The organism is Eximiradius sp. (assembly GCA_937127445.1).
In the GTDB taxonomy this organism is placed as follows: Bacteria; Bacteroidota; Ignavibacteria; order Kapaibacteriales; family UBA2268; genus JAKIZO01.
Map to the genome: position 1 here is coordinate 51,891 of CAKZLY010000023.1, position 13,470 is coordinate 65,360.

Consider the following 13,470-nt stretch of genomic DNA (forward strand, 5'->3'; position numbering starts at 1 on the left):
TAATATTATTAGAAGGATACAATGAAAGAGTTATTAAGTTTTATTGAAAACAATCAGGAAAAGCATTTAGAACAGCTCAAAGAATTTTTAAAGCTAAAAAGCATTAGCGCTGAGCCAGAATATAAAGAAGAAGTTCGTCGAACTGCGATGTGGCTCAAAATACATTTATCAAAAATCGGTTTCGAAAAAACTCAAATTTTCGAAACAAAGGGACATCCGATAGTATATGCAGAATGGCTCGGAGCAGGAAATAATGCCAAGACCGTTCTCATTTATGGTCATTACGATGTTCAACCAGTGGATCCAATTGAAGAATGGAATACTCCACCGTTTGAGCCAACTGTAATTGACAATAAATTATATGCGCGTGGAACAGCAGACGACAAAGGGCAAATTTTTGCACATATCAAGGGAATTGAAGCACATTTCCAAACTTATGGGAAGCTACCTGTCAATGTTAAATTGCTTATTGAAGGTGAAGAAGAAGCTGGCAGCGGTAACTTAGATGAATTCATTGCAAATAATAAAGATATATTAAAATGCGATACAGTACTGATCTCCGATACTGAATGGTATACTTTTGGACTACCTTCGATTTGTTATGCTCTTAGGGGTATTTCCTTTGTTGAAATAAAAGTAATTGGCCCAAATCGTGACTTGCATTCCGGTTCATATGGGGGTGCAGTTGATAATCCAATCTTTGTATTAGCAAAAATGCTTACAAAGCTCAAAGACGAAAGGGGTAAAATTATAATACCTGGTTTTTATGATGATGTTGTCAAAGTAAGCGAAGAAGAACGTAAGCATTTCAAAAACCTTCCATTTTCTGAAGATGAGCTTAAAAAAAGTATTGAAGTCGAAGAATTATCTGGTGAGATAGATTTCAGTGTATTAGAAAGAATTTGGATAAGACCAAGCATTGATGTCAATGGAATAAAAGGTGGTTATATTGGCGAAGGTATGAAAACAATTATTCCATCAGAGGCATCAGCAAAAATTTCTATGAGGCTTGTTCCGAACCAAAATCCGCAAGATATTACTGAAAAACTCTCTAAATATTTGATTTCAATTGCTCCTAAAAGTGTCAAAATCATTGTAAATCCAGCACACGGTGGCAACCCAGTGATTACACCAATTGATAGCCCTGGAATTAAAGCAGCAGTTAAAGCCCTGGAAGCAGCTTTTAATAAGAAACCTGTTTTTATGAGAGAAGGTGGTTCTATTCCAGTAACTGACACTTTTTCTAAAATGTTGGGCGCCCCACCAGTTTTAATGGGACTTGGTTTGCCAGATGATAATATTCATGCACCGAATGAAAAAATTAACTTAGAGAACTTTTTTGGTGGAATAAAAGCATCAGCTGTCTTTTTAAGCGAATATTCTAAATTATAAAGGTTCGTTAATATATTTTATATTTTATATTTTATATTTTATATGGGTGATTGAAATTATTTCAGTCACCTTTTTTATTGATTGCCTGTAAGAAAATAAAACATATATGTTGTTTTTGCGTCTACTTTTTATTGTAGTTTTAATTATTGATTAGATATTGCAAATGAGAAAAATAATCTTTTTAATATTAATCGCTTTGGCTCAAAATTGTTTATTTGCTCAGACGGCGTTAGAGCAAAGATTGCGGCTTGCTGAAACGTATGAGAAAAGCGGGGATATAAATAATGCTGCAAGAATTTTTGAAGAATTATATAAAGAAAATAGTAATAATCAAATTATCTTTGAAGGATTGGTAAGAAATTTTTCTTCTCTTAATAGATATAGTGAATTGCTTCAATATGTTAAGGAAAAATACGACAAGCAAAAAGATATTATAACTTCAAGCGTTTATGCTGAACTATTATGGAGGACCGGTAGCACAAATGATGCAAATAAAGTATGGGACAAAGCAATAAGTGATTATTCCCAAAATCCGCTTGTTTATGAGCAAATTTCTAATTCTATGATACAAATGAGATTGTTCGACAAAGCAATTTCAGTTTTAAAGCAAGGGCGAAAGAATTTAAACAACAATGTTATTTTCTCTGAAAATTTAAGCAAACTTTATATTGCAATCGGGGACTACAAAAACGGATTAACTGAGATTTTATCCCAGTTTCAAGTCAATTGGAATTTGGCAATTACGCAAGGCAGAATATATGCATTATTAATAAATGAAGAAGCTGACAAATATATTTTAAATGAATTAATAAAATTAGCTAATAATAACAGCAACAACATAATTGCTCAAGAATTGCTTGCTTGGTTTTATAGAACAACTGACAAATTAGATCAAGCACTTGATTTATTCAAAAATATTGATAGATTAAAGAAAGCAAACGGTGCAGAAATATTAAGATTTGCTGAGGAATGCCGTCGAGATGGGCAATTCGACGTAGCAATGAAGGCTTATGGTATTGTAATTGATCTTGGGAAGAACCACCCGTTAATTCATTCTGCTTTGTATGGATATACAAGAACGTTAGAACAAAAGGTAATGGCTCAAAAGCAAATCTCCAAAGAATCGGCAAACGAATTAATTACAAAATATAAAAGTATTATCAAGGAATTCCCCAATACACAGCAAGCAACAGAGAGTAGGCTTAGAATTGCTTATATTCTATCGAACTATTTAAGTAATTATGATGATGCAATTAAAGAACTCAATACTGCTATTTCTGAACGACCACGGACAAATATTGCTGCGTCTGCAACTATTGATTTGGCAAATATTTACATTAATCTGGGAAAATTCGAAGATGCAACTGCTATTCTGAATAATTTTATTAAAAACAATTCGAACAATTTTCAAAGTTTTGCTAATAAAGCGAACTTTCTAATAGCCGAAATTTCTTTTTTTAATGGATTATTGGATACAGCACTCAAACAATATGCAAATTTGATAATTATACCTGAAACCGATATTGCTAATGCATCTTTAAATAGAATTGTTTTAATTGAGCAAAACAAACAATATACAAAAGCACTTTCGACATTTGCCCGTGCTGAATTCGAGGAACGAAGGAATAATCTGAAAGAAGCAATAGAATTGTATTCGACTACTGCTAATTTATCCTCGGGAACTGAATTATTTGAATTAGCCTTAAAAAAGCAAATAGAGATGGAATTTCTAAATGAAGAATATCAATCAGTGATTAAAACAGTTGATTATTTATTGCAAAAGGTTCCCGATTCAATTTATGGAGATTTTGCACTGTTAAGAAAAGCCGATGCGCTTGTGTTAATGAACAACAAGCAAAATGCTTTAAACTTATATACAGAAATTTTGTCAAAATATCCACTTTCGATTTATTTACCAGAAATTAGAGAAAAAATCAAAAGTTTGAGAAATGAAACTATATAATTCTGATAGATTTCGATATTTAATACTTTTTTTCTTAATTACAATTTTTATAGCAAGTTTTCAGTCTCTTGAAGCCAAAAAGAAGAAAAAAGTCAGTAGGAAATGTCCTCCAATTTCACACATTTTTATTCAAGATACTATTCTTGGCGAAGGGATATATTTTCAAAGAGCAATAATTAATTATAACTGCAACAGACACGACACTTATATTATCAAAGCACATTTGAAAGAATGTAATTGCACACCAACGGTTATGAAAGCTAAAGAGAATATCACTGCTCTGGATAAATTATCAAATATTATTCAATACTACGATTCTTTGTATCAAGAAAATATTTATGGAGCAGTAAATGCGAATTTTTGGCGAGCCTATTCGAATTTTCCTATTGGACCAGTTATTGTTAACGGTGAGGTAGTACAACTTCATAGTTACAAAGAATGGAGTTCAATACTATTTAATACTTCTGGAACACCATTTATTGATAATTTTAAAATATCTGGAGAAATAATTCTTAACAATAGGAATAAGTTTAGAATTCAAGATGTTAATAGAAGAACAGATTCGAGCGGTATTGTTATTTACAACAAGTTTAGCAGCTCTAAGATACCCGAATTAAATATACAAAAAATAGAAGAAACTATTTCACAAATTAAAGACAATTCAGAAGAAATAATATATAATGATTCAACAGAAGCGGAATTTAACCTTGAATCTATGAAAGAGGAATTAATCAAGACAGAATTGATGAATTCAATTGAATTTTCCACGCCTAAAATAAGTGTAATGTATCTCAACGAACCAACAATTAATTCTGAAATTAATTGTTTAGTAATAGAAAAGGCATTTAATGTTATTAATATGCCACAAAATGGTTGTATTGTGTCTTTTGGTCAGGATTTCGGAAGTAAACAACTGCCAAATGTTGGTGATACAATAAAAATTAAATTTTCAACAAACGTCCAGAAAAAGCAAATTTTCACTGATGGAGTATGTGGAACACCTCGCTTGATTCGTAAGGGCATTGCTGAACACGAGGCACAAAAAGAAGGTTCGAAAGGCAAGAGATTTATTCAAAAGAATTTACCCAGAACAGCCATCGGTTACAATAGAAAGAAAGATATAATTTATTTAGTTGCAATCAAACCAACTAACCCATCAGAAAAAACGGTAGGAGCAAATTTAACAGCATTATCAAGAATTATGAAATATATTGGTTGTTACGATGCAATGAATTTAGATGGCGGCGGATCAACAATAATGGTAATAAATGGCAAAAATATATTAAATAGAGAAAATCCCTATTCCTCGCGTAAAATATCTGTGGGAATAGGGATTAAAAGTATAGAGAAAAATTAATCTTCGTTATACATTCGATTAATAATTTCAGCGTAATTTCTTTCGACAATGTGCCTTTTGATACTCATTTTAGGGCTTAATTCACCATTTTCAACACTAAAAGGCTTGCTAAGAAGAGAAAATTTTCTGATTTTTTCGAATTTGGATAAGTCTTTTTGATAAAAATCAATTTCCTTCTTGATATGTTGAATAATTTTGTCGTTAATAATAAGTTCTTCTTCACTGTTATATGAAATTCCAAGGTCTGACGCTAATTGTTTAAGTTGCTCGAAATTAGGAGTAAGTAGAGCAGTACAATATTCCCTTCTTTCCCCTATTAGAACACATTGATCAATATATTTACTTTGAGAGAGTAGATTTTCGATAGGTTGTGGTGCAATATTTTTTCCTCCACTCGATACAAAAATATTTTTCTTCCTATCAGTAATTTTCAAATTTCCTTTTTTAGTGAAAACAGCAATGTCGCCAGTATAGAGCCAGCCATCTGAATCAATTGCTTCTTGTGTTGCTAATTCGTCTTTCCAATATCCTTTCATTACATTAGGTCCACGAACCAACATTTCACCGTCGTCAGCCAGGACAACCTCAACATTATCTAATGGCACACCAATAGTTCCAAGCTCTGGGTTATCTTCTCTGTTTAAAGAAACAACAGGAGATGCTTCTGTCAGGCCGTAACCTTCATAAACTTTGATTCCCATTGCCCAAAAGAACTCTGCAACATCAACCGGCAAAGCTGCACCGCCTGAAACCATTCTGTTTAGCCTGCCACCAAGTTTCTCGCGTAACTTAGAAAAAACAAGTTTGTCGGCCAAACTATATTGTGTTTTTAAAATAGGATTATTTTTGTTGTTCAAGCTACTTCTAACATATTTAACTCCAACAGAAACAGCCCAATTGAATATTTTTTTCTTGATAGGAGATTCCTTGTCCATAGCAAAATATATTTTTTTCTTGATTGTTTCAAGCAATTTAGGAACTGTTGTCATAAAAGTAGGTCGTATTTCTTTAATGTTGGAGGCGACAGTATCAATAGATTCTGCAAGAGCAATTTCAGCACCCCCAAGAAAGAATGCGTAGAAACCAGCAGTTCGTTCGTAAGCGTGACACAATGGCAAATATGAGAGAGAAACATCTTTACATACATCACCACCAAACGCTTTTAGTGATGCAATTGCGTTAGATACTACGTTTTTGTGAGTAAGCATAACACCTTTGGGATTGCCAGTAGTACCACTTGTGTAGATTATAGTAAGTAAATCATCTTCATTTACTTTATTGCAACAATCTAAAATTATTTCATCTCTCTCATGTTTATTTCGCAGAAACGCACCACGTTCAAGAAGTTCAGCAATAGAACGCACAAAGACGTTTTTCTTGTCGTAATCATCATTCATTACGATAATGTGCCTCAACGACGGGATATTATCTTTAAATTCAAGAACTTTTTTTAGCTGGAAATTGTTTGAAACTATAATTGCAGAAACTTCACTATGAGAGAAAATATATTCTTCTTGCTTTGCAGTAAGAATCGGGAAAATTGGTACATCAATAGCACCAATAAGTGATATTGCAAAAGAAGAAATAATCCATTCAATACGATTTTCTGATGCAATACCAATTTTATCGCCTTTGTGAATACCAAGTTCCATAAAGGCAAGCGCTAAACTAAATACTTTATCTCGCAGTTGTTCGTAATTCAAGTTAATCCATTCATCATTTTGTTTGTATCGGAACGAAATTTTGCTACTCCCCCATTTATCACAAGTTTTGTTAAACAATTCAGGAATGGTTAAATATTTCATTTTCTACTCTCTCAAATTAGAACATTGCTGAAAGAATATCATTTTGATTGATATTAAAAAAGTAATCATCTAAATTAAACTGGCTTAGAACTTGTATTACCTTATCTTCCCTATGTTGTATGGAAACGAACGCCTCTTCGATTTCGAAAATATCTCTGTGAGTAAAGAAATCACCATAAAATCTCAATCTTTGAATTATACCATTTTCGACAAACATAGAAACTTCGAGAGTCCCACCTTCGGTTCTAACTGATTTTGAGAAATTATATTCTGGAGAATAACCGAAATTCCATTCCCAAGTCGAATATTTTTTTTCAACTAATTCTTTTATTCTTCTAGTGTCTTCTTCGGTTATTTCATAAATTTTAGCATCTTCATACATTTCAAGGATATGATTGAATACAAGGTTGATGAATTCCAGCACAGTCAAGGGTGTTTGCAAATGTTCAGAAACGTTTGTAACACGACTGCGAATAGATTTTACTGCTTTATCGGTATATTTTACATCTTTTACATTAAGAGCCTGGGTTAGATCAGACATCTTAGCGGAAAACAAGATGGTACCGTGATGAAGAATTCTGTTTTTATAGACGTGTTCGGCATTGCCGGAGAATTTTTTCCCATCTATTGTTAGATCATTTCTACCTTCGAATTTTGCATTAACACCTAATTTGAGAAGAATATCTAATATTGGTTGCACATATTTGCGAAAATCAACAAGTTTTTCGCTTTCACCAGTTTCAATAAAAGTAAAATTAATATTACCCAAATCGTGAAAAACCGCTCCCCCACCAGTCATACGGCGAACAACCTTGATATTGTTTTCTTTCACATAGTCGTAATTGATTTCAGCAAGAGTATTTTGATGTTTTCCGACAATGATAGCGGGCGAGTTTCTCCAAAGCATAAAAATATTTTCACTAAAATTATTGAAAAAGTATTCTTCCGCAGCAAGATTGAAATATGGTTCAGTTGAATTATTTAGAATACAAAACATTTTTTCCTCAAATTATTCAATAAAACAATGAGGAAAAACGATTAAGAATTGAAATTATTTAAAACCTTACAAATTAAATTAATTAACAGTAAATAAAGCGTGAATATCCTGACCACTGTTAGCCAAGGCTTTAAGTTTGAATTTAAGAGATTCTTTTAAATAATTTATCTTAAATTTCTCAAAAGAATGAATACCATTGCCTACAATTATAGGAGCAATGAAAAGATGGAGTTCGTCAATCATCTGAGATGCGGCAAAATTCGAAAGGAGTTCTGCCCCACCTTCTACTAAAATTGAGGTAATTCCAAGTTCAGTGAAAGCGTATAAAGCACTGGGAATATTTAGCTTGCCGGAGTCATTTACTTCAACAGGAACGAGTTTAATCCCTGCCAATTTAAGAGTTTCTGCTTTTCTTGTTTGCAGTGCATTAGGGCTACAACAAATATAAGTATTTTCACGATAATCTTCTTGAAAAATATTTAAATTTAGAGGCAGAGTCAGGTCGGTATCAAACACAATTCTTTTAGGATTAATACCGTCGACATCTCTAACAGTTAACAAAGGGTTGTCTAATAAAGCTGTTTTTTTGCCGATAGCAACAGCATCAACTTCGTTGCGTAAAATATGTACTTTACGGCGACTTTCCTCGGAAGTAATCCATTTTGATTCGCCTCTATTTGTTGCAATACAACCATCGAGTGATTGCCCTACTTTTGCAATAACATAAGGCAAACCAGTAGTCATTTGCTTTGAAAAAAATCTATTTATCCATTTGCACTCTTCTTCTAAAATCCCAACTTCGACTTCAATACCAGCATCCCTTAATTTTTGAATTCCAGAACCTGAAACACCAGGGTTAGGGTCAACCATACCAACAATAACTTTTGAAAATTGCTTTTCAATGATTAAGTCAGCACAAGGAGGTGTTTTCCCAAAATGAGAGCAAGGCTCTAAATTCACAACCAGAATACACCCCTCGAATGTATCACGAGAAGCATTGTGAATAGCCACAACTTCTGCGTGAGGGCCGCCGAATTCTTCGTGCCAGCCCTCAGCAATGATTTGACCATTTTCCATTATTACACATCCAACACGTGGATTGGGGCTAACCTTGCCAGTTCCTCTAAGAGCAAGTTCAATTGCTCTTTTCATCGCTGATTTGTCGGTAAAAAACATATCTATTCCAAATAAATTGTCTTAGCAATTGATAAATTATTAGGTTGCAATGGCAGAACAAAATTCACAAAATAATCGCCGCTGACTAATTTATTCCCTAAATTATCAATTTTATTCCACTCAAGATAATAATATTGATATTCGTATTTTTCTATTGGTAACAGTTCCCCAACAACAGCCAAATAACTTTTGTTAACGTTTGAGTTCCAAATAAATTTCCCTTTCTTGTCGGATATTTCTATTCTTAATCGCTCGGAACTCGGAAAATAAACTTGTTTATTGCTATCTTTCAACTTAATCAAAAATAAGCCAAACTCATAGCCACTAGCTCTTCTCTTAACATTCGGTAAAAGAATATAATTATTAAGCAAAAAGTTTTTATCATCAAAAATAATTCTATTATTATTCACAATAAAGGAATTTTTTTCATAAAGTGATGAATTTATTTTTAAAATTGAAAACTCGGTAATTTCAAATGTATTTCTCTGTGGTAGAACTGAGCAGTATGGAGAAAAAACTAAAAATTGATTATCGGGTAGATGAAAAGTTTTCTGTGAAATTGTGATGTTATAGTCGTCAGAGAAATATGTGTTCCAGAATAATATTACAGAATAAGCATCAGTTGAATCAACAAAATAAAATGTATCATCAGACATTTTTGGCTTCTGAACGAAACTACAAGCTTGCAAAAGCAATCCAAAATATGCAGAGAGAACAATATTGATATTGAAAAACTTCATACTAATAATAATATCGGAATTTTGGAAAAAATCTAAAGAGAAAACGTGAAGATATGATTAAATCCTCACGTTTATCTCTAATCAATGCTAATAATTGAAAATTTCTTCTAATGAAAGTTCTTTTATTTCACCAATTTGTCGCAATACATTGTAATCAAGTGAGCTTTTGTTTGCTAAAATTAGGAAAATATACTGTTTATTTTTGATATGTTTATTAAAGAAATCGTCTAATTCATTGAGCGACATAGTTTTAGTTTTTTCATAAATGTCTTTTCTAATATCATAGGTGATACCTCTATCTTTGTTAGATAGATAAGTCCAAAAAATAGAAGCTTTTGTAATTCTTTCAGATTCGATTTTTCTCATTACCCCAGATTTGGATTGTTCGAATTGTGCAGGTGCTTTTGGCATATCATTAAGAAGCGAAACAAGTGCGTCTGTTGCAATTTTCAACTTATCAGGTTGAGTTCCCACAAATCCAAAAACAAAATGTGAAAGGTCGGATTTTGCGGGGGTAGAAAATGCCGAGAAGGCTGAGTACGCGAGAGCTCGTGCCTCACGAATTTCCTGAAATACAATTGAAGATAAACCACTGCCAAAATATTCACCAAATATTCTTGAATAAGGAAGTAAGTTTTTGTCAAATTTACAATCTTTAGACATAAAAAGTACGTTGGATTGGACCATATCGTAATCAACAACAAAAACATAATTTTTATCAAATTCTCTTTCTTTGTAAGTAATTGGTTTTGGATAATCTTTGAGTTTCTTAAACTCGAATTTATGAATTTTTTCGATTGCTTGTTGGGCAAATTGAGCATCTTTGCCATAATAGAAGATGTAATGCTTGTAGGATAATAAATTTTTGAGAATATCTGTGAGTTCTTTTGGGTTAATTTTGCGAAGTTCTTCTTTGGACAAAATATTAGTAAATGGTGATTTGCCATCATACATTGCATAGTAAAACATAGCCCCCCACAAAATCGAATTTTTATCAAGTTTAGCATCATTGCGGGATTTAATAATTCCATCGACAAAATCATTATAAATTTGCTGGTCTGGTTTTGCATTTGCAAGTGTATGTTCGAGAAGTTCTAAACCTTTCTCTAAATTCTGTTTTAATCCATTAATAGAAATGTAACTCCTATCATCGGAAGTGAAGACGCTTAAGTTTATACCAAGTTTGTAGAACTCTTTGCTTAAATCTTGAGGCGAATATTTAGTAGTTCCAATATAAGGTAAATAATCAACTGCTAGTTCAGTTTTTAAATCGTGATTTTTCCCCATATCAAGAATAAAAGAGAGTTGGAAGTAGTCATTAATTTTATTTTCAATATAATTGAACTCAATTCCATTTGATAATTTTTTTCGTTTAATATCTTTTTCGAAATCAAGGAAAACTGGTTTTAACGGTGCAGACTCCATAGCCATAACTTTTTTGTAAAAATCAGATTGCGCATCTCTATTCATTTGAACCGGAGTAATTTCGGGTTTTTCAACTTTAACAATATTGCTGTCTTTTCCTAATCTTTTGAAGACGCAGACGTAATTATCTTTATAATATTCATTAGCAAATTTGACAATGTCTTGTTTTGTGATTTTTTCAAGGTCGCTTATAAAAGTATAATATTTCATCCAATCTTCTTTCATTGTAAAGCTAATAGCAAAAGTATGAGCAATTGCGTTTGTTTCCTCAGCTCTCATTCGAGATAGTTTAATATTGTTGATAATTGCTTCTATTAGCCAATCATCAAATTCGCCTTTTTTGATTTTTTCAATTTCAGTTAAAATTAGTTGCTGCAATTCTTCTAATGATTGTCCTTCTCTTGGAGTAGCAGAAATGCTATGAATTGAATAATCAATATTTTTATCGAGATAAGTAGACGCATCCAAAACTTTTTGAGATTTAATTAAGTTCAAATCAATAAGTCCTGCTTTGCCATTATTTAAAATTTGATCAAGAATATATGCTTTCATCAATTCAGGATTGCTATATCCCATCAACCTATAACCAATAACCAAAAATTCAGGCTGTGGACCGAAAACTTCTTTGATAATTGGTTTAGTAATTGGGTCCTCTTTTGGATGCTGAATTGCAGGAGAATTGCCTTTTTTCAATTTCCCGAAGTATTTATCAACAAGTTGAATAGTTTGCTCAAAGTCTAAATCGCCAGAAAGACTCATTGCCATATTATTAGGAACATAGAAATTATTGAAATAGTTATGAATATTAACCATAGAAGGATTTTTTAGATGTTGTGGATTTCCAATAACTGTTTGAGTACCGTACGGATGCTTTTTGAACATAGCTGAGTTGAATGCTTCTTCGACGCGCGCTTCATCTTCGTCTTGATACATATTGAATTCTTCATATACTGTTTCGAGTTCGGTATGGAATAGGCGAAGCACTAATTCACTAAATCTTTCGCTTTCAATCACGAGCCAGCGTTCGAGTTCGTTTGCTGGAATATCGTTGATATAGACGGTTCTTTCAGTAGAAGTATATGCGTTTGTGCCTTTTGCACCAATTCCGGCAACCATTTTGTCGTATTCACTAGGGATAGCATATTGTGCCGCAATTTGGGAAACGCTATCTATCATTCTATAAATACGTTTTTTCTCTGTGGGGTCCTTTGTTGCTCTGTGGAGTTCAAATAATTTTGAAATCTCTTCCAATAATGGCTTTTCTTTATCCCAATTTGCAGAACCAATTTTTGATGAGCCTTTGAACATCATATGTTCAAGATAATGAGCAAGACCTGTTGTTTCTTTTGGATCATACGTAGAACCAGCACGGACTGCAATATAAGTTTGAATGCGAGGTTCATCCTTCAGCTGTCGTAAAAAAACAGTAAGTCCATTATTCAAAGTATAGATTCTACAATTTAAATAATCACCTTCAACGTATTTGTATTCGTATCCGTTTTTGTCTTTGGCAGATTCCCATTGATATTGTGCAAAAATAACATTAGTAAAAACAAAAAGAACAAGGAATGAACATACAAAATAAAACTTTTTCATAAGACACCTAAAAAGATGATAATAGGATTAATTAACAAAAATAATAATAAAAAACATCATTTTTTATGGAATATTTGTTGTATTTATTATCTCATCAATAATGCTTTCATTGGTTTTTCCATCGGCAAGAGCCTCGAAAGTAATCCCTATGCGGTGGCGAAGAACATCGCGAGCAATATAAATAATATCTTCGGGAAGGACGTAGTTTCTACCTTCAATAAGTGCTAATGCTCGCCCTAATTTTATTAATGCAATTGTTGCTCTTGGGGAAGCAGAAAAATTTAATAAATGCGCAAAAAATTGTTCTCGTGTAGAATGAACTATCGAAGCAGCAAACTTAAAAATCTTTTCATCAACGAATACTTTCTGGATCTCTTTTTTTAGGAACTCCAATTCATCTAATGAAATAATAGACTTAGAAATAAAAACTTCATTATTTAGCACTTTTTTTGTTATTTTAATTTCATCGTTAATATCAGGATAATTAATAAGAATTTTCATAATAAATCTGTCGGCTTGAGCTTCGGGGAGCCTATAAGTGCCTTCTTGTTCTATCGGGTTTTGAGTAGCCAGGACCCAGAATGGCGACGGCAATGGGTAAGTGTCCTCGCCAATTGTTACCTGACGTTCCTGCATTGCTTCAAGCAAAGCGGATTGAACCTTCGCAGGTGCTCTGTTGATTTCGTCAGCTAAAATAAAATTAGCAAAAAGAGGACCTTTTCGAGTAATAAAATCATTAAGTTTAACATTGTAAACCAAAGAACCAGTGATATCCGACGGCATAAGATCCGGGGTAAATTGAATTCGAGAGAACGAACAGGAAACTGCTTCGGAAAGTGTTTTGACAAGCGTTGTTTTGGCAAGACCTGGAGGGCCTTCAATTAGTAAGTGCCCATCGCAAAGCATTGCTGCAATAGATTTTTTCACAACTTTATCTTGCCCAACAATCACTTGATTAATGGATTTAATAAGAGTGTTGATTTGATAATATACTTTGTCTGAAATAATTTCCTGCATAG

At 32.8% G+C, this 13,470-nt stretch carries 9 protein-coding genes; 3 read left to right on the forward strand and 6 right to left on the reverse strand.

The window, feature by feature from the left end:
* The first annotated feature begins 21 nt into the window (after nucleotides 1-21).
* From AC6QZF_RS07815 to AC6QZF_RS07825, 3 genes are all read left to right on the forward strand, one after another.
* Complete coding sequence (locus AC6QZF_RS07815) at nucleotides 22-1,392, forward strand: dipeptidase (protein WP_499799321.1); 1,371 nt, start codon at nucleotides 22-24, stop codon at nucleotides 1,390-1,392.
* 163 nt (nucleotides 1,393-1,555) lie between these two features.
* The gene (locus AC6QZF_RS07820; protein ID WP_499799322.1) at nucleotides 1,556-3,355 is read left to right on the forward strand and encodes a tetratricopeptide repeat protein; all 1,800 of its coding nucleotides are present in this window, start codon (nucleotides 1,556-1,558) and stop codon (nucleotides 3,353-3,355) included.
* Complete coding sequence (locus tag AC6QZF_RS07825; protein WP_499799323.1) at nucleotides 3,342-4,712, forward strand: phosphodiester glycosidase family protein; 1,371 nt, start codon at nucleotides 3,342-3,344, stop codon at nucleotides 4,710-4,712. Before AC6QZF_RS07820 ends, AC6QZF_RS07825 begins: the two co-directional genes overlap by 14 nt.
* On the opposite strand, the gene AC6QZF_RS07830 is transcribed toward AC6QZF_RS07825, so the two are convergent.
* From AC6QZF_RS07830 to AC6QZF_RS07855, 6 genes are all read right to left on the reverse strand, one after another.
* Nucleotides 4,709-6,517 carry an AMP-dependent synthetase/ligase gene (locus AC6QZF_RS07830; protein WP_499799324.1) on the reverse strand — a complete coding sequence of 603 codons (1,809 nt, stop codon included), beginning with the start codon at nucleotides 6,515-6,517 and terminating at the stop codon, nucleotides 4,709-4,711. The genes AC6QZF_RS07825 and AC6QZF_RS07830 overlap by 4 nt on opposite strands.
* 16 nt (nucleotides 6,518-6,533) lie before the next feature.
* Entirely contained in the window at nucleotides 6,534-7,514 is a 981-nt protein-coding gene (lplA, locus tag AC6QZF_RS07835) for a lipoate--protein ligase (RefSeq protein ID WP_499799325.1), read from the reverse strand.
* A 78-nt stretch (nucleotides 7,515-7,592) separates the two neighbouring features.
* Complete coding sequence (gene ribD / locus AC6QZF_RS07840) at nucleotides 7,593-8,690, reverse strand: bifunctional diaminohydroxyphosphoribosylaminopyrimidine deaminase/5-amino-6-(5-phosphoribosylamino)uracil reductase RibD (protein ID WP_499799326.1); 1,098 nt, start codon at nucleotides 8,688-8,690, stop codon at nucleotides 7,593-7,595.
* Between the two features lie 2 nt (nucleotides 8,691-8,692).
* Nucleotides 8,693-9,430, reverse strand: coding sequence for a BsuPI-related putative proteinase inhibitor (locus AC6QZF_RS07845; RefSeq protein WP_499799327.1), 738 nt, complete (start codon nucleotides 9,428-9,430; stop codon nucleotides 8,693-8,695).
* A gap of 87 nt (nucleotides 9,431-9,517) precedes the next feature.
* On the reverse strand, nucleotides 9,518-12,451 hold the full coding sequence (locus AC6QZF_RS07850; protein ID WP_499799328.1) for a M16 family metallopeptidase: 2,934 nt from the start codon (nucleotides 12,449-12,451) through the stop codon (nucleotides 9,518-9,520).
* A 63-nt stretch (nucleotides 12,452-12,514) separates the two neighbouring features.
* Entirely contained in the window at nucleotides 12,515-13,468 is a 954-nt protein-coding gene (locus tag AC6QZF_RS07855; RefSeq protein WP_499799329.1) for an AAA family ATPase, read from the reverse strand.
* Nucleotides 13,469-13,470: the final 2 nt, after the last annotated feature.